General features: G+C 67.7%; 18 protein-coding genes. 8 read left to right on the top strand and 10 right to left on the bottom strand.

Annotation, left to right across the window (positions count from 1 at the left end; all coding sequences use genetic code 11):
* Nucleotides 1-362 precede the first annotated feature (362 nt).
* Nucleotides 363-1742 carry a sensor histidine kinase gene (locus tag QRO95_RS03655; protein WP_285301670.1) on the bottom strand — a complete coding sequence of 460 codons (1380 nt, stop codon included), beginning with the start codon at nucleotides 1740-1742 and terminating at the stop codon, nucleotides 363-365.
* Nucleotides 1735-2409 (bottom strand): response regulator, encoded by a 675-nt coding sequence (locus QRO95_RS03660; protein WP_006370279.1) that lies wholly within the window; start codon nucleotides 2407-2409, stop codon nucleotides 1735-1737. Before QRO95_RS03660 ends, QRO95_RS03655 begins: the two co-directional genes overlap by 8 nt.
* A gap of 62 nt (nucleotides 2410-2471) precedes the next feature.
* Between QRO95_RS03660 and QRO95_RS03665 the strand changes: the two genes are divergently transcribed.
* Genes QRO95_RS03665 through QRO95_RS03675 form a run of 3 tightly spaced genes read left to right on the top strand, consistent with a single transcriptional unit; the run spans nucleotide 2472 to nucleotide 7962 of the window.
* Nucleotides 2472-3719, top strand: a complete 1248-nt coding sequence (locus QRO95_RS03665; protein WP_285301671.1) for a TolC family protein — start codon at nucleotides 2472-2474, stop codon at nucleotides 3717-3719.
* Nucleotides 3716-4888, top strand: a complete 1173-nt coding sequence (locus QRO95_RS03670) for an efflux RND transporter periplasmic adaptor subunit (RefSeq protein ID WP_285301672.1) — start codon at nucleotides 3716-3718, stop codon at nucleotides 4886-4888. The genes QRO95_RS03665 and QRO95_RS03670 overlap by 4 nt, the downstream gene beginning before the upstream one ends.
* Entirely contained in the window at nucleotides 4885-7962 is a 3078-nt protein-coding gene (locus QRO95_RS03675; RefSeq protein WP_285301673.1) for an efflux RND transporter permease subunit, read from the top strand. Before QRO95_RS03670 ends, QRO95_RS03675 begins: the two co-directional genes overlap by 4 nt.
* Nucleotides 7963-8073: 111 nt before the next feature.
* On the opposite strand, the gene QRO95_RS03680 is transcribed toward QRO95_RS03675, so the two are convergent.
* Both QRO95_RS03680 and QRO95_RS03685 read right to left on the bottom strand, forming a co-directional pair.
* Nucleotides 8074-8421, bottom strand: a complete 348-nt coding sequence (locus QRO95_RS03680; RefSeq protein ID WP_285301674.1) for a hypothetical protein — start codon at nucleotides 8419-8421, stop codon at nucleotides 8074-8076.
* A gap of 47 nt (nucleotides 8422-8468) precedes the next feature.
* A complete protein-coding gene (locus QRO95_RS03685) occupies nucleotides 8469-9209 on the bottom strand; it encodes an SDR family oxidoreductase (RefSeq protein WP_182266172.1) in 741 nt (246 codons plus the stop codon).
* Between the two features lie 105 nt (nucleotides 9210-9314).
* Here QRO95_RS03685 and QRO95_RS03690 point away from each other — a divergent pair, with 105 nt between their 5' ends.
* On the top strand, nucleotides 9315-10208 hold the full coding sequence (locus tag QRO95_RS03690) for a LysR family transcriptional regulator (protein WP_285301675.1): 894 nt from the start codon (nucleotides 9315-9317) through the stop codon (nucleotides 10206-10208).
* Between the two features lie 65 nt (nucleotides 10209-10273).
* On the opposite strand, the gene QRO95_RS03695 is transcribed toward QRO95_RS03690, so the two are convergent.
* From QRO95_RS03695 to QRO95_RS03715, 5 genes are all read right to left on the bottom strand, one after another.
* The gene (locus QRO95_RS03695; protein ID WP_285301676.1) at nucleotides 10274-11641 is read right to left on the bottom strand and encodes a heavy metal sensor histidine kinase; all 1368 of its coding nucleotides are present in this window, start codon (nucleotides 11639-11641) and stop codon (nucleotides 10274-10276) included.
* A complete protein-coding gene (locus tag QRO95_RS03700) occupies nucleotides 11638-12336 on the bottom strand; it encodes a heavy metal response regulator transcription factor (RefSeq protein WP_285301677.1) in 699 nt (232 codons plus the stop codon). Before QRO95_RS03700 ends, QRO95_RS03695 begins: the two co-directional genes overlap by 4 nt.
* 45 nt (nucleotides 12337-12381) lie before the next feature.
* Entirely contained in the window at nucleotides 12382-13266 is an 885-nt protein-coding gene (copD, locus tag QRO95_RS03705) for a copper homeostasis membrane protein CopD (RefSeq protein WP_285301678.1), read from the bottom strand.
* A gap of 10 nt (nucleotides 13267-13276) precedes the next feature.
* The gene (gene copC / locus QRO95_RS03710; RefSeq protein WP_285301679.1) at nucleotides 13277-13654 is read right to left on the bottom strand and encodes a copper homeostasis periplasmic binding protein CopC; all 378 of its coding nucleotides are present in this window, start codon (nucleotides 13652-13654) and stop codon (nucleotides 13277-13279) included.
* Between the two features lie 110 nt (nucleotides 13655-13764).
* On the bottom strand, nucleotides 13765-14619 hold the full coding sequence (locus tag QRO95_RS03715; RefSeq protein WP_285301680.1) for an AraC family transcriptional regulator: 855 nt from the start codon (nucleotides 14617-14619) through the stop codon (nucleotides 13765-13767).
* Nucleotides 14620-14807: 188 nt separating this feature from the next.
* On the opposite strand from QRO95_RS03715, the gene QRO95_RS03720 reads away from it, so the two are divergent.
* A complete protein-coding gene (locus QRO95_RS03720) occupies nucleotides 14808-16940 on the top strand; it encodes a TonB-dependent receptor (protein WP_285301681.1) in 2133 nt (710 codons plus the stop codon).
* A 62-nt stretch (nucleotides 16941-17002) separates the two neighbouring features.
* Here the strand turns inward: QRO95_RS03720 and QRO95_RS03725 are convergent, their stop codons facing one another.
* The gene (locus QRO95_RS03725; protein WP_182266165.1) at nucleotides 17003-17479 is read right to left on the bottom strand and encodes a MerC domain-containing protein; all 477 of its coding nucleotides are present in this window, start codon (nucleotides 17477-17479) and stop codon (nucleotides 17003-17005) included.
* Between the two features lie 32 nt (nucleotides 17480-17511).
* On the opposite strand from QRO95_RS03725, the gene QRO95_RS03730 reads away from it, so the two are divergent.
* The 3 genes from QRO95_RS03730 to QRO95_RS03740 are packed head-to-tail and all read left to right on the top strand — an operon-like array spanning nucleotide 17512 to nucleotide 19983.
* Nucleotides 17512-18045: a DUF2796 domain-containing protein gene (locus QRO95_RS03730; RefSeq protein WP_285301682.1), complete on the top strand. Its 534-nt coding sequence runs from the start codon at nucleotides 17512-17514 to the stop codon at nucleotides 18043-18045.
* Complete coding sequence (locus tag QRO95_RS03735) at nucleotides 18042-18737, top strand: ATP-binding cassette domain-containing protein (RefSeq protein ID WP_182266164.1); 696 nt, start codon at nucleotides 18042-18044, stop codon at nucleotides 18735-18737. Before QRO95_RS03730 ends, QRO95_RS03735 begins: the two co-directional genes overlap by 4 nt.
* Nucleotides 18730-19983, top strand: coding sequence for an ABC transporter permease (locus QRO95_RS03740; protein WP_285301683.1), 1254 nt, complete (start codon nucleotides 18730-18732; stop codon nucleotides 19981-19983). The genes QRO95_RS03735 and QRO95_RS03740 overlap by 8 nt, the downstream gene beginning before the upstream one ends.
* The last annotated feature ends 2 nt before the right edge of the window (nucleotides 19984-19985 follow it).

A 19985-nucleotide genomic window follows, 5' to 3' on the forward strand; every position in this document is an offset into this window, starting at 1 on the left:
TGGTTGGCATGCAGGACGTCAACAGCGCCCACCAAGGTGGGCATCTACCGGGATCCGCCGGAGGGGTGCCTTTGGTAGGTGCCAACCTCGGTTGGCACGCGGGAGGTCAACGGCGCCCACCAAGGTGGGTGTCTACCGGAATCCGCCGGCTGGGGTGCCTTTGGTAGGTGCCAACCTTGGTTGGCACGCAGAACATCAACGGCGCCAACCAAGGTTGGCGTCTACCGGAATCCCCTGGCCGAGGTGCTTTTGGTAGGTGCCAACCTTGGTTGGCACGCGGGAGGTCAACAGCGCCCACCAAGGTGGGCGTCTACCGGATGGCGTGACCGGGTAGGTGCCAACCTTGGTTGGCACGCAGGACGTCAGCGGGATCGAAACCGCATCCCCACCCGCGCGCCACCGATCGTGGCAGTATCGATCACCAGCGCCGCATCATGCCGCTGCGCGATCTCGGCCACGATCGCCAATCCCAGTCCGCAGCCGTCGCCTTCTGTGCTGGCCCGGTAGAAGCGTTCCGTGACGCGCGTGCGCTCGGCTTCGGCAATGCCGGAGCCGTCATCGTCCACCCACACCTGCACGCCCTCGGCATCCTGCTGTAGTCCCAGGGTGATCACGCCTGGCACGGCACCGTAGCGCAGCGCGTTGTCCAGCAGGTTGCCCAACGCCTCGCGCAGCAGCTGCGGATCGCCCTGTACCTGCACGCCGTCGTCGGGCCCGTCATAACCCAGGTCCACGCCTGCAGCCAATGCGCGGTCCGCATAGCGCTCCACCACGCTACGCGCCAACGCGGCCAGGTCCACTGGCTGCAGCGGCAGTGCGCTGCCATGTGGATCTTCGGAGCGGCTCAACATCAGCAGTTGGTTGACCAGATGCTGCAAGCGGGCCAACCCGGCCAGCGTGCCGGACAGCGCCAGCTGCTGGGCCTGCGGATCATGCTGGCGCAATGAACTCTCCAGCTCCACCTGCATGGCCGCCAACGGGGTGCGCAGTTGATGTGCGGCGTTGCTGACGAAGCGCCGCTGCGCATCCTGCATCGCGTCCAGGCGCTGCAGCAGGGCGTTGTACGCCTCCACCGCCGGCCACAGTTCGCGCGGTGCCTCCTGCGCCGGATCCAGCGGTGCCAACGGATCCGGCCGCGGGCTGGCCAGCTTCCGTGCGACCAGGTTGGCGTGGCCTGCGGCGGCGCCGGTGCCGGACCAGGCCAGCCACGCCGCCAGTGCCAGGATCGCGGCCTGGAACGGAACGCTGGTCAGCAGCAGCTTGCGTTCCAGCCGGTGGCGCTTGCGCAGTGTCTCGGCCACGCGCAGCCGGATGTCATGGCCCGGGCCGGCGCTGACCACCACTTCGACCATGCGCACCGGTTGACCACGCAGGCGCGCATCGTAGTAGACCGCATCGTCATTCGCGGCGGCGCTCGCCGGACGTGGCAATGCCTCGGGCAGGTCGCCATACAGGCGCCCGCCATCCGCATCGACCACCTCGCCATGCACTTCGTCGGCGGTGTCCCAGGTGAACATGCGTGATACCGCCGGGGTGATCTCGATGGATGCGCGGCCGTCCTGCGCCGTCACCAGCTCGGACAACGACATCGCCGAATCCAGCAGCCAGCGGTCGTAGACCTGGCCGGCATAGAAGCGCGCCAACGCGAATGAACCCACCGCACTGCACAGCAGCAGCACCAGCAGCGGCAGCCACAGGCGCCGCAGCAACAGGCCACGCAGGCTGTGCACGCGCTCAGTCACCCACGGCCTCCAGCCGGTAGCCGAGGCCGCGCAGCATGCGGATGCCGACGCCGGCGCGGGCCTGCTCCAGCTTGCGGCGCAGGCGGCTGACGTGCACCTCGATCACCGACAGGTTGGCCTCGTGGTCCCAGCTGTAAAGCGCATCGAACAGGCGCTGCTTGGTCACGGTGCGGCCAGGGTGCTGCATCAACGCTTCGACCAGCGACAGCTCGCGCGCGGTCAGCTCGATGCGCTGGCCGTCCACCTGCACTTCGTTGCGGATGCTGTCGAAGCACAGCCGGCCCAATCGTTTCTGTGCGGGTGCGTCACTGCGGCGGCGCGACAACGCACGCAGGCGCGCTTCCAGCTCGCCCAGCGCGAATGGTTTTGCCAGATAGTCATCGCCGCCACGGTCGAGGCCAAGGATGCGATCCTCCACGCCATCGCGCGCAGTGAGAATCAGCACCGGCAATGTGGCGCCATCGTTGCGCAGGCGCGACAGCAGGTCGAGGCCATCCACGTCCGGCAAGGAAAGGTCCAGCACCATCACGTCATAGGGTGCACTGGCCAGCGCCGCAGGTGCGTGCAGTCCGCGCGAGAGGTGGTCGCACAGATGGCCGGCACCCTGCAGGGCGCGGATCAGTCCATCGGCCAGGGCGGCATCGTCTTCGATCAGCAGGATTCGCATTGCAAGCTTCGTGCAAGGTTGGGGCAAGTTTGGCGCAAGTGCATCACCTTACCTTGACGCACATGAATTTCTCCTCTCGTCTTGCGGCCGTGCTGGCCACTCTTCTGTGCGCGCCTGCGGCTTCGGCGCTGTCCCTGGCAGAAGCGCAGCGTGCAATGGAAGCGCACAACCCGGACCTGCGCGCCGCGGCACTGGAGCTGCGCGGGGTGCAGGGTGACGCGCAGACGGCGGCGCTGCGCCCGGCCACCGAGCTGTCGATCGGCACCAGCAAGATCAGCCCCAAGCACGGCATCGGCCCGGGGCGCTGGCAGGACAAGCGCGTGGACAGCACCGTGGGCCTGGGCTGGACCTGGGAACGTGGTGGCAAGCGTGCGTTGCGCATCCGCCAGGCCGACGCGCTGCTGGAAGTCGCAGGGCTGGAGATGCTCGATACCCGTCGCCGACAACAGGTGGCACTGCATGAAGCCTATTTCGGCCTGAAGGGCGCGCAGGAGCGGGCGCAGATTGCCGACGCCAACCGGCAGAGTTCGGCCGAGCAGATGGCGGCGGCCGACAAGCAGGTCGCGACAGGGGCGATGGCACCGGTGGATCGCGCGCGGCTGGCGGTGGACGACCTCGCCGTAGCCGATGCGTCACGCGAGGCAGCATTGGATCTGCGCGATGCACGGCATGCGCTGGGCCTGCTGCTGGGCAGTGATGACAGCCGCGACCTCAGTGCCGATGACCCCTGGCCGGATGCCAGCAGCGTGGCCGATGTACGCGCGTTCGACCCGCAGCAGCGCGCCGACCTGCGTGCCGCGCGTTCGCGCCTGGTCGCGGCCGACGCAGGCGTGGCCCTGGCGCGCAGCGAGCGCCATCGCGATATCCAGCTGGGTGTGGAGGCCGAACGTGAGCCGACCGACATCAGCGGTGTTACCTGGGGCGTGTCGTTGACCATTCCGCTGGGGGGGCCGTCGCGCGCGCGCGGCGCGATCCAGCGTGCCGAGGCCGACCGTGACAGCGCCGCGCTGGAGCTGCAGGTGCTGCAGCGCGAAGCACGCGCCGAGCTGGACCAGCTGCAGGCCAGCGCGCAGTCCGCCGCACAGCGCCGCAGCGACTATGAGGGACTGCAGTCCGACGCCGCACGCAAGGCGGTGCAGGGCATCGAACTGGCGTACCGGCGCGGTGCCGCCAATCTGACCGATCTGCTGGATGCGCGCCGCAGCTGGCGCGACTTCGAGGCCGCACTGATCGAGGCGCGCACCGACCATGCCATTGCACTGGCGCGCTGGGAAGCCGCCACATCCGTTGCCGAAGGAGAATCCCGATGAAGTCCACCGTCGCCTATCGCCCGCAGGCGCGATACGCCGTGCTGCCCGTCTTGCTGGCGCTGATCCTGCTGGGCGGCTGTGGTCGGGAGCCAGCTTCCTATCTTGAGGACGCGCCTCGGGTCAGTGCCGGCCAGATTCAGTTTCCTTCCGACAGCCGCCAGCTGGACGTGCTGCGCAGCGAGACAGTGAGTGCCGGCGCCAGCGCCAGCCTACAGCTGCCGGGCCGGGTGGTCTGGGATGAGACGCGCTCCAGCGCACTGCACACGCCGCTGTCGGGGCAGGTAGCGCGCATCGAGGCACAGCCGGGGCAGAAGGTGAAAGCCGGCCAGGTCATCGCCTGGATCACCTCGCCCGAGTTCGGCCAGGCTCAGGCTGAAGGTGCCCGTGGTCGCGCCGAGCTGCAGCAGGCACGCAAGGAACTGGACCGTACCCGCGAACTGCATGCGGCGGGAGTGGCGTCGGGTCGTGAACTGGACGAGGCCGAGGCAAACTTCGCTGGCAGTCAGGCTGATCATGCGCGCGCGGCCGCCTTCGCCAAGGCCTATGGCAACGGCCAGCGCGTCGACCAGCGCCTGCCGCTGCGCGCGCCCATCGATGGCGTGCTGGTGGAGCGGCGGATGAGCCCGGGCATGTCGGTCAGCCCGGACAGCGAACAGCCGTTGGCGGTGATCGGCGATCCGGACCGCCTGTGGCTGTTGCTGGACATTCCCGAAAGCCTGGCTGGACGCTTGAAGACCGGCATGCAGGTGAGCGTGCCGGGTGCAGATGGCCAGCCGTTGCAGGCGACCCTGCAGCATGTGGATGACTTCGTCGACAGCGAACGCCGCGTGGTGCAGGCGCGCGCCGAGCTGGACAATCGCGCACGCGGCTTCAAGGCGGGACAGTATGTGCGCGCCCAGGTGGCGTTGCCGGCCGAGGGCGGTGTCTCGTTGCCCGATGCGGCGGTGCTGCTGATCGACGGCAAGCAGGTAGTGTTCGTGGAAGAGGGCAAGGGCAGCTACGTGCGCCACGCCGTGCACGCCGAGGAGCTGGGTGACGGTCGACTGTGGGTGCGTGACGGTCTGGCGGCTGGCAGCAGGGTGGTGGTCGAAGGGGGCCTGCTGCTGCAGCAGCTGGTCGACAGCGCGCCAGCGGCCGCCAGCACCGGCGCGGGGCATGCCGCCCCATGATCGATCGCCTGATTGCCTATTGCCTGCGCCAGCCGCTGATGGTGATGCTGGCACTGCTGTTGTTCATTGGCGCCGGCATTGCCGCGTTCCGCGTGCTGCCGGTGGAAGCCTTCCCGGATGTGTCCGACACCCAGGTGACGGTGGTGTCGCTGCACCCGGGCCGGGCCGCCGAAGAGGTGGAACGCGAAGTGACGATGCCGCTGGAAGTGGCGCTGTCCGGCATTCCGCACTCGGTGCGGGTGTTCTCGCATACGCAGTTCGGCCTGTCGATGATCATCCTGACCTTCGACGACAAGGCCGACGACTATTTCGCGCGGCAGCAGGTGCTGGAGCGCCTGCAGGGCGTGGAGCTGCCGGAGGGCGTGACCCCGGAGCTGGAGGCGATGAGTTCGGCGGTGGGCGAGATCTACCGCTACGTACTCAAGGGCCCGCACATGACGCCGACCCAGCTGCGCACGGTGCAGGAATGGACGATGGAGCGCAGCCTGCGCACCGTGCCGGGCGTGGCCGATGTGATCAGCTTCGGCGGGTTCGCGCGCACCTTCCAGGTCAAGCCGGACCTGGACAAGCTGCGTGACCGCGGGATCAGCCTCGGTGAATTCGCCGAGGCGCTGGAGAAGGGCAGCTCCAATGCCGGCGGCGGCTACGTGGAGCGCGGCCAGCAGCAGTTCCTGATCCGCGGCGTGGGCCTGATGCGTTCGCCGGGTGACATCGGCAACGTGGTGGTGGCGCAGCGCGGCGGTACGCCGATCCTGGTGCGCGACCTGGCCAGCATCGCCGATACCGGCCTGCCACGGCAGGGTCTGGTCGGCCAGGACGACAATGACGATGCTGTGTTCGGCATGGTGCTGATGCGCAAGGGCGAGAATCCGTCCGACGTGCTCGACGCCCTGCATGCGCGCATCGCCGAGATCGAAGCGAACCAGCTGCCGGCCGGGGTCAGCATCGAGCCGTTCTACGACCGCTCGTGGCTGGTGTCGACCACGCTGAAGACCGTCTTCCGCAACCTGCTGGAAGGTGCGGTGCTGGTGTTCCTGGTGCTGTGGCTGTTCCTGTACAACGCCCGCGCCGCACTGATCGTGGCGGCAATGATGCCGCTGGCGCTGTTGTCGACCTTCCTTGGCCTGCACCTGTGGGGCGTGCCGGCCAACCTGCTGTCCTTGGGTGCGATGGACTTCGGCATCATCATCGATGGCGCAGTGATCGTCACCGAGCACATCGTCTCGCGATTGTCGAAGCTGCCACCTACGGCCGATCGGAAGACGCGGTTCTCGACCATTCTTTCGGCCGCATCGGAAGTGGGTCGCCCGACCTTTTTCTCGATGCTGATCATCATCGCCGCGCACATCCCGATCTTCACCCTGCAGCGGCAGGAAGGCCGCATGTTCGCGCCGATGGCGTACTCGGTGACCTCTGCGCTGATAGGTGCGTTGATCCTGGCGCTGACCGTAGTACCGCTGTTCTGCTACTGGTGGCTGCGGCGCGACCGCATGCGCGACGGCAACCCGCTGATGGACCGCCTGACCGACTGGTACCGGCCGATCCTGGAGCGCGCACTGGCCCGGCCACGTGCGGTGGTGCTGACCGCAGTGGCGTTGCTGGTGGGCACGTTGGCACTGGGCACTCGCCTGGGCTCGGAGTTCCTGCCCGAGCTGGACGAAGGATCGATCTGGCTGACCGCCACACTCGACCCCAGCACCAGCCTGGCCGAAGCGCAGCAACAGTCGCGGCGCATCCGTGAGCTGGTCGGCACCTTCCCGCAGGTGTCGACCGTGGTGGCCAAGCTGGGGCGCCCGGAAGACGGGTCCGATGCCAAGGGCGCCAACCAGATCGAGGCACTGGTGGCGTTGAAGCCGGAGAAGGAATGGCCGAAGGGGGTGGACAAGCGGCAGCTGGTGAGCGACCTGCAGCGCACGCTGGAGCAGCGCATTCCGGGGCCGGAGTTCTCGATCTCGCAGCCGGTGCGCGACAACATCCTGGAGAGCATTTCGCAGATCAAGGGCCAGGTGGTGATCAAGGTCAGTGGCTCGGATCTTGACGTGCTGAACCGGCAGGCGCAGGCGATCCTGGGCCAGGTGCGTGGCGTGGAGGGCGTGGAGAGTGCCTTCATCGACCGTGATGGCTCCTTGCCGCAGCTGCAGATCGAGATCGACCGCGACCGCGCCGCGCGCTATGGCCTGAACGTGCGCGACATCGACGAAGTGATCGAGACTGCACTGGGCGGGCGCCAGGTCGGCGAGCTGTGGGAGGGCGACCGCAAGTTCCCGATCACGTTGCGCCTGGACGATGCCGACCGTGACCTGCAACGGCTGCGTACGGTGCCGGTGGGCATCGGCGATGGCCACACGGTGACGTTGTCCGACGTGGCCGACTTTCGCATGGCCAGCGGCGCGATCAATATCTCGCGCGAGAACGCACAGCGGGTCAAGGCGGTCAGCATCTTCATCGCTGGTCGTGACATGGGCAGCGTGGTGGCCGACATGCGCGAGCGCGTGGATGCCAGCGTGCAGCTGCCGGAAGGCTACCGGCTGGAATGGTCCGGTGAGTTCGAGAACCAGCAGCGTGCGATGAAGCGGCTGGGCTGGGTGATTCCGCTGTCGGTGCTGCTCATCTTCGTGCTGCTGTTCGATGCCTTCAAGGACATCAGCAGCGCAGCACTGATCCTGGCCAACGTGCCCCTCGCGATGATCGGCGGCATCCTGGCCCTGTGGCTGACCGGTATTCCGCTGTCGGTGTCGGCGGCCATCGGTTTCATTGCGTTGTTCGGGCAGGCGGTACTGAACGGTGTGGTGATGCTCAGTCGCTTCGCCCAGCTGCGCGAGCAGGGCATGGACCTGCTGCAGTCGGTGGTGCAGGGCTCGCTGCAGCGCCTGCGCACGGTGCTGATGACCGCACTGCTGGCGATGTTCGGCCTGCTGCCGATGGCGACCTCGCATGCGATCGGTGCCGAGACCCAGAAGCCGCTGGCGGTGGTGGTGATCGGTGGCCTGCTGTCGGCGATGCTGCTGACCCTACTGGTACTGCCGACGCTGTACTACTGGGTGCACCGGCGTCGCGAGGCCCGCGCCGGCTGACGACGTGTAGAGCCGAGCCATGCTCGGCTGCTTCTGGCCTTTGCGCGAAGAGCAGCCGAGCATGCGCTCGGCTCTACACAGGGATCCACGTCTTGCGTGGAGTTGGCAAGCTCACCACGCCGACCCCTGCCAGGCGATCATCATCGGTACGATCAACAGGCCCAGGCAACTGACGCACAGCACCGTCGTGGTGATGTGGAAGAGCCAGAAACGACCTGGCGTTTCAGCACGCCATACCTTCTTGGCGATGTTGACGCCCCAGATCGTAAAGCCATCGGCGATGCCCCCCAGAAAGAAGCAGACGGTCGCCAGTGCCCACAGCACCCAGATCAGCGCCATCGCCAGATTGCGTACGTCGCCACGCAGCCAGGTCCATAACACCAGCGTCGCCAACGCCAACAGGCCTCCCAGCAGAAGCGTGATCATCCATAGCCAATACCAGATGCCCGGCTTTTCCATGCGCGTGTCCCCATCTGTTTGGCCGAGCATAGCCAGTCCGGTGGTCCTTACACCATCCCGCCATTGGCGCGCAGCACCTGGCCGTTGATCCACCCGCCATCAGCACCGGCCAGGAAGGCCACCGCACCGGCGATGTCCTCCGGCGTACCCAGCCGCTCCAGGGGATTCATCTTCGCCAACCGCTCGATCAGCTCCGGTGACTTGCCCTCCAGGAACAGGTCGGTGGCGGTCGGGCCGGGCGCCACTGCATTCACGGTGATGTTGCGCCCGCGCAGCTCCTTGCTGAGGATCGCGCCCATCGTCTCCACCGCCGCCTTGCTGGCGGCATACACGCTGTAGTGCTCCAGTCTGATGCCGACCACGCTGGTGGACAGGCTGATCAGGCGGCCACCGTCGCGCACCCGTCGCGCGCTCTCGCGCAGCACGCTGAAGGCGCCTTTCAGATTGATCCCGATCACCCGCTCGAACAGGGCATCGTCGCTGTCGGCCAGCGGCGCCAGCTGCAGCACGCCGGCGCTGTTCACCACCACGTCGATGCCGCCGAAGCGGGCCTCGATGGCGTCGAACAGCTGGCGCACCGCCTGCGGGTCCGCCACATCGGCCTGCAGCGCGACGGCCTGTGCGCCGGTGGCGTTGAGTTCGGCTGCCAGTGCCTCGGCATCATCGCGGCGGCCGGCATAGTTGATCACCACGTCATGGCCATCGGCGGCGAGCCGCCGGGAAATGGCGGCACCGATGCCGCGGGAACCACCGGTGACCAGGGCGATGCGATTGGGGGAGGTGGGCATGATCCGGTCCAGCAGGCACGCCGGAGTGGCGCAGGGCCATCTTCGCCATCTTGCCCGGTCGGATAATCATGCATAATCCGCCAACATCATCCGGGTAGCCGAACAATGGACCGATTCACGGCCATGCGCACCTTCGTCCGTATCGTCGAGCGCCGCAGCTTCACCCGTGCCTCCGAGGACCTGGGCCTGCCGCGGGCCACGGTGACCGACGCGATCAAGGCACTGGAGCATCGGCTGGGCGTGCGCCTGTTGCACCGGACCACCCGGCTGGTGGTGCCCACCCTGGAGGGCGAGGCCTTCTATGGCCGTTGCCTGCGCCTGATCGCCGACATGGACGATGCCGAAGCCGCGTTCCGTGACGTGCCGCCGCGCGGCCCGCTGCGCGTTGAAGTGCACGGCACGCTGGGCCGGCACCTGCTGTTTCCGCACCTGCCGGAGTTCCTGCAGCGCTACCCGGAGATCGAACTGGAGGTCAGCGAAGGGGACCGCTACGTCGATCTGTTGCGCGAGGGCGTGGATGCGGCGCTGCGTGTCGGTACCCTGGCCGACAGCGATCTGGCGGCGCGGCGGTTGACGCTGCTGCGCGAGGTCACCGTGGCTTCGCCAGGCTACGCGCAGGTGCACGGCGTGCCCGAGACCATCGAATCGCTGGAGCAAGGCCACCAGATGGTCGGCTACCGCTCCAGTGCCACCTGCCAGCTGATTCCGCTGGAATTCCAGCAGGGCGCGCAGGTGCGTTACGTTCCACTGCCGGCCCGGGTGCGTGTTTCCGGTGCGGATGCCTTCCTCGGTGCCGCGCTGGCAGGGCTGGGCATCATCCAGGCGCCGCACTACCGGATGGATCCGTACATTGCGCGCGGGCAACTGGTCGAGCTGCTGCCGGACACACCGCCGACACCGAGCCCGTTGAGCCTGGTCTACCCGCGCAACCGCACGCCATCGCCGCGGCTGCGGGTGTTCATCGACTGGGTAGCCGGGGTGTTCGACCAGATGAGGTAGTGCCGGCCGCTGGCCGGCAACTGCAACACGCTTGATGTGCCAAGGTTGCCGGCCGCTGGCCGGCATTACCGGGCCGCTGCGCTGGGCAGCACCAGCTCGAACACGGTCCCGGTGTCGTCGGAGGCCACGCTCACCGTTCCGCCATGTGCCTGTGCAATCGCACGGGTGATCGCCAGGCCCAGGCCGGCGCCCTCGTGGCGGCCACGCTCGCCGCGATAGAAGCGGTCGAACAGGCGCGGCAGCGCTTCGGTGGCAATCGGTGCCCCCGCGTTGTGCACGCTAACCCGGCAGCGGCCGCCGTCCTCGTGCAGCCGTACCTGCACTTCGCTGCCTGCCGCCGCATGCTTCAACGCATTCGACAGCAGATTGGCGATCGCACGGTGCAGCATCAAACGGTTGCCTTCCACGCTCGCCACGCCGTCGCGGCGCAGGCTCAGCTGGCGGTCCTCGGCCAGCAGTTCGTAGAACTCCAGCAGCGAATCCACCACCGCATCCAGTGCCACCGGCTCGCGCGAAGGCAGTGCCCCCGGCGCTTCGGCCTGCGCCAGATACAGCAGGTCGCCCACGGTCTGCGCCAGCTGCTGCAGCTCCTCGGCACAGGACGCCAGCGTCTCGCGATAGGCCTCGTTGCTGCGTGGGTGGGCCAGCACCACCTGTACCTGGGTCAGCATGTTGGTGATCGGCGTGCGCAACTCGTGGGCCAGATCACCAGAGAACTCGGTCAACCGCGCGAAATCCTGCTGCAGCCGTGCCAGCATGCCGTTCAGGGTCTGCGCCAGCTGTTCCAGTTCGGCCGGTGCCGTGCGCGCGCTCAGACGCCGCTGCAATCGACCGGCGGTGATCTGCCGGGCTTCATCGGCCAACGTGCGCAGCGGTCGCAGCGTGCGTCGCACTACGTAGCCGCCGAGCAGGCTGCTGGCCACGGCGGCGCCGATGATGGCGATCGCCAGAAGATGGCGGAAGCGCTGCAGGAAATCGGCATGGCGGGCGTCATCAATGGCCAGCAGGATCAGCAGCGGGCTGCCGTCGGCCAGGGTCTGGCGCAGGTGCAGCGCATGCATGCACGTTCCGTCGGCAAGGATCCAGTCGTGCCGCCGGAAGGTACTGTCGACAGGCTGGCTGCGTGCGTGTTCGCGCAGCAGCGCCGGCGCGGTGGAAAACAGCACGGTGCCGTCTCCATCAACGATATGGAAGGCGATATCCGGATGGTGGCTCAGCGCCTCTGCCAGTCGCTGCCCGCGAACGGACGCAGGCCCATTGCCGGCCAGGTCGCTGATCAACGCGACCTTGTTCTCCAGCTCGGTGAAATCCTGTGCGACCAGATCGTGACGAGCGCTGACGTAGATCGCCACGCCCAGTGCCGCCAGCACCAGCGTGGCCACGGTGGCGAACAGCAGCGTCAGCCGCACCGCGATGGAGCGGCGCAGGCTCATCCGTTGCGCGCGGCGCCGTCGTCCGGCGCCTCCAGCACATAGCCCATGCCGCGCACGGTAATGATCAGCTTGTCGGCGAAATCATCGTCGATCTTGGCGCGCAGGCGGCGGATCGCCACATCGATGACATTGGTGTCGCTGTCGAAGTTCATGTCCCACACCTGCGAGGCGATCAACGAGCGCGGCAGCACTTCGCCACGGCGGCGTGCCAGCAGCTCCAGCAGGGTGTACTCCTTCTGGCTGAGCGCGATGCGCTGGCCGCCGCGCTCCACCCGGCGGCGCTGGGTATCCACCACCAGGTCGGCAATGACGATGCGTTCAACCTGCGGAACGGCCTGGCCACGGCGCAGCAGCGTGCGCACGCGCGCCAGCAGCTCGGCGAAAGCGAAGGGCTTGGCCAGGTAGTCGTCGGCGCCCAGCTCCAGGCCCTGCACGCGGTCGGCGATGCTGCTGCGCGCGGTCAGGAACAGCACCGGCAGCGGCCAGCCGGCTCCACGCAGCCGCGACAGCACGGTCCAGCCATCCAGGCCGGGCAGCATCACATCGAGGATGATCAGCTGGTACTCGCCGCTCTCGGCCAGGTGCAGGCCGTCGATGCCGTTGCTGGCGAGGTCGACCACATAGCCGGCCTCGATCAGGCCCTGGCGCAGGTAGTTGCCGGTCTTGGGTTCGTCTTCGACGATCAGCAGTTTCATGGTGCGGCCATCATCGCAGCTTGCGGGTGGGTCGGCAGCGACGGCTCATGCCAGCGGGTCCAGGGTGCCGAGTACCGCTACGCAGGCCAGCACCAGCAGCGCCAGCACCGCTTCGCAGGCCAGGCTGTGGCGCAGCGAACGCAGTGGCCTGGGTTGCCAGCCGCCGCGGATGGAAACCGCCAGCGCCGGCACCAGCCGCCAGCGATGCAGCGCGGCCAGCCCCAGCATGCCACCCACAAGCCCCAGCTTGATCATCAGCCAGCGCCCATGTGCGGTGCCGGTGAGGTTCTGCACGGAACCGCCAAGATCGACATAGGTGTAGGTCCCGGTCATCGCCAAGGTGGCGACGATGATCGTGCCGGGCACAGCGAAGCTGTGCGCGGCCTGCCACAGCTCGCGGGTGCGTTCGCGCAGACGCAGGCCCTGCGGTCGCAGCGCCAGCTGCAGGATGGCGGCGATTGCCCCGACCCAGGCGCCGGCGGCCAGCAGATGCAGCATGCCGGCGCCGAGCCGAAGCGTGCCGCCGAACCCGTCGCCGGCGGCGGCATGGCCATTCCAGGAAAGGCTGGCCAATGCGCTGGCAGAAAGTGCCAGCAGTGCGAGGCGACGCAGGCCCTGTACGGGGCGGTTGATGGCCAGCAGCGGCAACATTGCCAGTACGGCCAGGATGCGCAGCAGACCCGCTTCACCCACCGGCGTACCGGCAAGAAACCAGCGCGCGGTCTCGCCGTCGATGTCGGCCGGTGATATGCCAAGCACGCCGGACAACCGGGTCACCGCGTCGGTGATGACCAGTACCAACGCGATCACGGTGAGCGTCAGCGAGACGCCGCGCGGCAGCCCGGGCCGGACGAACAGCATCCGCCCGAACAGCAGCATCAACACGGCATACAGCGCCAGCCGCAGCGCATACGGCGAAAGCTCGGCCACAGCAGCGGCCTTACTTCACGGTGAAACGGTAGTTGCCGGTGATCGGATGGCTGTCCTGGCCGACCGCGCGCCACTGCAGCGCGTAACTGCCGGCGGGCAGCGGCTTGGCAAAGCGCGCGCGCAGGGTGTGGCCGTCCTCGGAGATCTCCTGCGCCGTGGTTGGCATCGCCATCTTCATGCGGCCGTGGTCCATGCTCAGTTCGATGCGGGTGGCACGCGGCATCACCTTCTCACTGAACTGCAGCTCGATCTGGCTGGCCGGGGCCACGGTGGCATCGGCCGCTGGCGTCGAACGCACCAGGCTGGGATGGGCCAGCGCCAGCGGCGCGGCCGAAAGGCCGGACAGCAGCAGGGCGAGCGGGGCGACGCGGAACAGGGAGCGGGTCATATGCGGATCACCGATGAGGAAGTGGCCTGCAGGGTGACGTCCACCGCCTTTCGAGGCCCTGACCTGGACATTACCAGTTTGTAATGTTGGCGGCCGGCCAGCGGCCGGCACTACCGGGCCCGTGACTGCGCGATCCATGCTGACGGCGAACAACCGACCACACGCCGGAACGCCGCGCTGAACTTGCTGGGATTGGCATATCCGCTGGCCAGCGCAACCTCGGTGACACGCCGGCCCTGCGCGAGTTCGGCGCGCGCCCGCTGCATGCGGTGCTCGGTCAGGAACGCATAGGGCGGCAGGCCAGTGGCCGCACGCAGCGCGCGGCCGAACGTCGCGGCCTCCATCTGCACTGCAGCGGCCAGCTGTGGAACGGTCAGCGCCTGGCCGTGTTGCGCGTCGATGTAGGCCTCCAGTTGTCGCAACCGTCGGGCCGACAGTGGGGACACCGTGCCACGCGCCTGGCGCGGCTGACCGGCAAGCTGACCCAGGCGGTGCAGCAGCACCTGCGCGCCATGCTCGAGGAAGCCGGGCAGGCAAACATCAGCCTGCGCGCTGCACCACAGCGCCTGCAGCACCGAAGTAATCACCGGGTCGTGGTGCAGCCGCGCCGCCAGCGGCTGCAGCTGTTGCAACTGCTGCGGATCCTGCGGATGCAGGTGGGTATCGATGGCGATGCCGAGCAGATCGACCGCGGGGCTGGCATAGGTGCCGGTGTCTCCCGGCAGCACCAGATTGAACTGGCCGGGCCGCCACGGCGCCTGCAGAAGACCGCTGAGGGTGTGCTGCTGCAGCCGACCGCCGCCGCCCACGGCCAGGCCCAGGCGCAGTTGCTGCGGATGTCCCATCTCACCTTCGCTGGCATCGAAGCGATGGCGCAGCAGCACCACCGCACCATCGTGGCTGGCGTAGGCCGCAGGGGCCTGCGACCGGGTTTCCTGCAGCAGCTGGTCGGCGAGGGCGGGCATCACGGATCCGGGAATGGAGCGGCGCTGCCGGAAATGGAGTGGCGGCAGGACGCGAATGTTACAGGATAACACTCTTGTCCCGCGCTGCCGCCGCCCGCGCGTCCGCCACTCCATCCGTCGAGGTTCCCGCTTTGAAGTCGTCCACGCCTGCTGCCGCGCTCATCGCAGCATCCCTGCTCGTTCCTGCCTTGCCCGCCCTTGCCCAGCAGGCTGACCCGGCCACGCTCGACGGTGTCCGCGTCACCGGTTCCAAGCGCGATACCCCTTACCTGAAGAGCGATCTGTCGGTGACGGTGCTCGACAGGCAGGCGCTGAAAGAAGCGGGCGTCACCGAGTTCCGTGACCTCGACAAGCTCGCGCCGAACGTGAAGTTCAATGCGATGGGCCAGCTCAGCAACATGTTCATCTCGATCCGCGGCATCGAGTCCAATCCGTTCCTGGTCAACCGCGCCTCGGTCTACATCGACGGCATCCCGTTCCGCGAACTGAGCAATGCGGTGCTCAACCAGGTGGAGTCGGTGGAGGTGCTGCGCGGCCCGCAGGGCACGCTGTACGGCGCCAACAGCGAATCCGGCCTGGTACTGGTGCGCACACGCGGCCCGGCTGATGCACGCGAGGGCGAGATCAACGTGCGCAGCACCTGGTTCGGCAACGGCAATGGCACCGCTCTCGATGGCTTCCTGGCAGGGCCGCTGAGCAAGACGGGCAGCCTGTCCGGCTCGGTGGCGTTCATCGGCTCGGACGAAGATGCCTACCTGAAGAACCTCACGCCCTCCGGTGCGCGCGGCAGGGTGGGTGAAGACTACCTGCAGGGCAAGCTGCGCTGGCGGCCCAGCGACTACGTTTCGGTGAATGCGCTGGCCTACCATCTGCGCACCCGTGCGCCGGGCATGTTCGAGTACGAGTACCTGCCGCTGGATACCGGCCTCTACAACCGTACCTACGGCGCCTCGCTCAATGGTGGCCGGCGTGCAGGCGATTTCACCTACATCAACGACGCGCCCAAACGCACCGAAAAGGACGAAACGGTGGGCGGCCTCAGTGCGCAATGGCAGCTGCAGGCCGGCACGCTGGACGTGGCCGCTTCCTGGCGGGACGAGGAGGTGACCTCGGCCGGCTACGACTTCGACATGACCAACAGCCCGGCATTGGCCGGTCGCATCTACGACAGGAAGAAGGAATGGACGGCCGAGGCGCGCTTCAGCTCGCCCAGCGACCAGGCGCTGACCTGGATGGCCGGTGTGTCGACCTACCGCAACAGCAAGGATTCGATCCTGGGCACTTTTGTCGGACCGGCGCTGCATGGGCTGGACAGCTACAACCTGGCGCCGCGGCAGACCTCCAAGGGCGAGGACTACAGCGTCTTCGCCACCGCCAGCTACACCTTCCCGGCGGTGCCGAAGCTGACCGCCAGCGCCGGCCTGCGCCATGAGCAGGCACGGCGCTCCACCGAACAGCGTGCCGGTGCGCTGGATCTGGGCGCCGGTGGCCGCGTGCTGTACCGCGATGCCGCGCTGGCACATACCTTCTCGGCCACGCTGCCGCGGGTGTCGCTGCGCTACGACGCCACTGACGACCTGTCCTTCTACGCGGCCTCGGCCAAGGGCTACATTCCGGGTGGCTTCAATCTGGCTGCGGCGCAGAGCGATGTGGTCAACGACAAGGTGCTGCGCTACGAGTCCGAGCGCATGTGGAGCCATGAGCTGGGCTTCAAGATGAACCTGGCCGGCGGTCGTGGCCACATCGGCGGCGCGCTGTTCCACATCACCTCGGACAACTGGCAGGAGATCCAGGTGGCCACCGATGCCAACGGCCGCCCGATCTCGTCGGACTACGTAGGTTCGGATGCCTCGATCCGTTCGCGTGGTGCCGAGCTGGAGGGCGTGTTTGAAGTGCTGCCGGGTTTCACCCTGATGGCGAATGTGGGCTACGTCGATGCGAAGTACACCAAGCTGTGGGTCAGCGTGGACCAGAACCTGGATGGCAAACGGGTCAAGCTGACCCCTCACTACACAGGCTATCTGGCGGCGCGCTATCAGTTCGACTCCGGCATCCATGCACGGCTGGAATCGCAGTTCACCGGCTCCAGTGCACTGGATGAACGCAACCGCGCGTTCCAGCCCGCAGTGGCCGTGCTCGGTGCGCAGCTGGGCTACGAGACCGGGCCGTGGAGCGCGCGGGTGTTCGTGCAGAACCTGACCAACAAGCGCCGCATCAACGGCCTGATCTTCGACAACCTGGCCTTCGGGCGCGACGGAAACTACTACGGCCCGGTCGACAGCCCGCGGATCTTCGGCGCGGAAGTGGGGTACCGCTTCTGAGGAATCCACGGTAGATCCACGCCAAGCGTGGGTGGCGGCACCCCGCCGGGCATGGCCCGGCGCTACCGGTGCTGGTGCAATGCCCGCCGGTTGCCGATGTGCGCGCATGCCAGCAGCACGCCACCGCAGGCGGTGGCCACGCCATGCCAGAGCAGCGATTCCTTCAACGGCAGGTACAGCGACGCTGACACCAGCAGGATCGCGCCAACCACGGCCAGCCGCATCGGCAGCCAGCGCCCATGCCGGTACAGCCCGGCCGTGGTACTGGCCAGCGCCAGCGTCGAGGCCATCAATGCAAACAACCATTCCCAGCGCGACATCATCAACAGCAGCGTCATCACGCCGTGGCCGGGGTGCTGGAACGAGCGCAGCGCCATCATTGCCGCCGGTACGAAGGCCAGCAGCAGGGGCAGGGCGATGCAATGGGCGGCGCAGGCCAGTGACAGCCAGGCGCCGGCCAGATCGAAACGGGGATGCCAGCGTGCCGAAGTTGGCGGCTGGGCCAGAGCCCTTGCGGGGGTCGGGGGGATGTGGTCCAGTATGTTACATAGTAACAATTGGAGTCTCCCCCATGAAGCTTCCTGCTGCTCTTTTCCTGCTGCTGGCCGCCAACGCGGCCCAGGCACACGATGTCCGCCAGCTCGCGCCACACGTGCACGGCCAGGCCACCGTTGATCTCGCACTCGACCAGGGAACGCTGGAGTTCGCCCTGCAGGCGCCGGGTATCGGCATTCTTGATTTCGAGCGACCGCCCGCCAACGCGACCGAGCAGGCGGCACTGTCACGCGCCACGGCATTGCTGAAGGGCGGCAGCTGGGTCACCCTGCCCACCGCCGCCAACTGCCGTCTGGCCAGCGGTGACGCCAGTGCCGAAGGCTTCGCTGCGACCGTCGCTGTGCCAGCGGCCGGGCAGCATCGCCACGCCGGTTTCAGTGCCAACCTGCAGTATCGCTGCACGAATCCGAGTGCATTGCGCGCCCTGGTCGTGCGCCTGCCGGTGCTGTTCCCCGGGTTGCACGAAGTCATCGTCAACAGTGCAACCGCCAACGGCCAGGACCGCAGCGTGCTGAGTGCCGACAACCTGCGCGTGGTGCTGGCGCCGTGAGCACGCCAGCGGTGATCGCCCTGGAGGATGTGCAGTTCGGCTACGCAACACGTCTGGTGCTGGATATCCCGCAGCTGCTGATAGAGCAGGGCAGCAGCGTGCTGTTGCGTGGAGTGAGCGGTGGCGGCAAGAGCACCTTGCTCGGCCTGCTGGCCGGCGTCCTGCTGCCCGGCAGGGGGCGCGTCGAAGTAGCAGGTCACGCGCTGCAGATGATGCGGGGTGCTGCGCGTGATCGCTTCCGCGCCGATCACCTGGGCGTGATCTTCCAGCAGTTCAACCTGCTGCCGTTCCTCAGCGTGCGCGACAACATCGCGCTTGGCCTGCGCTTTTCTCCGGTGCGCAGTGAGCGCATCAGCGGGCCGCTGGACGACGAGATCCTGCGCCTGCTGGAAGCGCTGCAGCTGGACCCGGCGCTGTCCAAGCGTGCGGCCGGTACCCTGAGTGTCGGGCAGCAGCAACGCGTGGCCGCCGCACGCGCCCTGATCGGCCGCCCCGCAGTACTGCTGGCTGACGAGCCGACTTCGGCGCTGGATCGCCTGGCCGCGACCGCCTTCCTGCAGCTGATGTCCGCACAGTGCCGGGCCGCCGGTACCACGGTGCTGGTGGTCAGCCATGACGACAGCCTGCAGCCGTTGTTCGACCGCACGATTTCACTGTCCGAGATCAACCACGCAGGTGGCACCCATGCTTGAGCTTGCCTGGGCCAGCCTGCGCAGCCGCGCATTGAGCGTCAGCCTCACCGTGCTGGTGATCACCCTCAGCGTGGTGCTGCTGCTCGGTGTCGAGCGCGTGCGCGCGCAGGCGCATGAAGGTTTCGCCAGCACCGTCTCAGGCACTGACCTGATCGTCGGTGCCCGCTCCGGGCCGGTGAACCTGCTGCTGTATTCGGTGTTCCACATCGGCGACCCGACCAACAACGTGTCCTGGCAGTCCTACCAGGAGCTGTCCTCTCTGCCGCAGGTGAAGTGGGCGGTGCCACTGTCGCTGGGCGATTCCTGGCGCGGCTACCGGGTGGTCGGCACCAGTGGTGGCTATTTCGAGCACTACCGCTACGGCGCGGGGCATGCGCTGGCGTTTGCGCAGGGGCGGCCGTTCGACGATCTGTACGACGCCGTGATCGGCGCAGAGGTGGCGCACGCACAGAAGGTCGGCATCGGCGATGAGATCGTGCTGGCGCACGGCACCGGCGCAGTCACGCTGGCCACGCACGCCGACAAACCGTTCCGCGTGGCCGGCATCCTGCAGCGCACCGGCACGCCGGTCGATTCGTCGGTGCTGGTCTCGCTGCCGGCCATCGAGGCGATCCATGTCGACTGGCGCTCCGGCGTGCAGCTGCGCAGCCAGAGTGTCAGCGCCGAGCAGGCGCGCCATCTGGACCTGACCCCGACCAGCATCACCGCCTTCATGCTCGGCCTGAACTCGCGCATCGCCACGTTCTCGGTACAGCGCAGGATCAACGAGTATCCGGACGAGGCGATGCTGGCGATCCTGCCCGGCGTAACCCTGCAGCAGCTGTGGCAATCACTGGGCACGGCCGAGCGGGCACTGCAGCTGATCAGCGCGATGGTGGTGCTGCTGGGCATGGTCTCGCTGGTGGCGCTGCTGGTCTCGACACTGCAGGAGCGCCGGCGCGAGATGGCGGTGCTGCGTGCCATCGGTGCACGCCCTGGCTATATCGCCAGCCTGCTGGTGGTGGAGGCGGTGGCGACCAGCGCGCTTGCCTGCGTGCTCGCACTGGCCGCACTGGTGGTGGCCAGCCTGGCCGGGCGTGGCTGGGCGCTGGCCAGCTTCGGCCTGCCGATCACCCACATCTGGCCGGATGGCCGCGAACTGGCGTGGGTGGCGAGTGTGCTGGCGATCAGCGCGGTGGCCGGCCTGGTACCGGCGCTGCTGGCCTATCGGCGCACGCTGGCCGATGGCCTGTCACCCGGGGGCTGAGC

It is taken from the genome of Stenotrophomonas maltophilia group sp. Smal13 (genome assembly GCF_030236855.1).
In the GTDB taxonomy this organism is placed as follows: domain Bacteria; phylum Pseudomonadota; class Gammaproteobacteria; order Xanthomonadales; family Xanthomonadaceae; genus Stenotrophomonas; species Stenotrophomonas maltophilia_A.

Bases quoted from the DNA above. Each gene is read 5' to 3' on its own strand.
- QRO95_RS03660 (WP_006370279.1), bottom strand. From the start codon at position 2,409: ATGCGAATCCTGCTGATCGAAGACGATGCCGCCCTGGCCGATGGACTG.
- QRO95_RS03665 (WP_285301671.1), top strand. From the start codon at position 2,472: ATGAATTTCTCCTCTCGTCTTGCGGCCGTGCTGGCCACTCTTCTGTGC.
- QRO95_RS03670 (WP_285301672.1), top strand. From the start codon at position 3,716: ATGAAGTCCACCGTCGCCTATCGCCCGCAGGCGCGATACGCCGTGCTG.
- QRO95_RS03675 (WP_285301673.1), top strand. From the start codon at position 4,885: ATGATCGATCGCCTGATTGCCTATTGCCTGCGCCAGCCGCTGATGGTG.
- QRO95_RS03680 (WP_285301674.1), bottom strand. From the start codon at position 8,421: ATGGAAAAGCCGGGCATCTGGTATTGGCTATGGATGATCACGCTTCTG.
- QRO95_RS03685 (WP_182266172.1), bottom strand. From the start codon at position 9,209: ATGCCCACCTCCCCCAATCGCATCGCCCTGGTCACCGGTGGTTCCCGC.
- QRO95_RS03690 (WP_285301675.1), top strand. From the start codon at position 9,315: ATGGACCGATTCACGGCCATGCGCACCTTCGTCCGTATCGTCGAGCGC.
- QRO95_RS03695 (WP_285301676.1), bottom strand. From the start codon at position 11,641: ATGAGCCTGCGCCGCTCCATCGCGGTGCGGCTGACGCTGCTGTTCGCC.
- QRO95_RS03700 (WP_285301677.1), bottom strand. From the start codon at position 12,336: ATGAAACTGCTGATCGTCGAAGACGAACCCAAGACCGGCAACTACCTG.
- copC (WP_285301679.1), bottom strand. From the start codon at position 13,654: ATGACCCGCTCCCTGTTCCGCGTCGCCCCGCTCGCCCTGCTGCTGTCC.
- QRO95_RS03715 (WP_285301680.1), bottom strand. From the start codon at position 14,619: ATGCCCGCCCTCGCCGACCAGCTGCTGCAGGAAACCCGGTCGCAGGCC.
- QRO95_RS03730 (WP_285301682.1), top strand. From the start codon at position 17,512: ATGAAGCTTCCTGCTGCTCTTTTCCTGCTGCTGGCCGCCAACGCGGCC.
- QRO95_RS03740 (WP_285301683.1), top strand. From the start codon at position 18,730: ATGCTTGAGCTTGCCTGGGCCAGCCTGCGCAGCCGCGCATTGAGCGTC.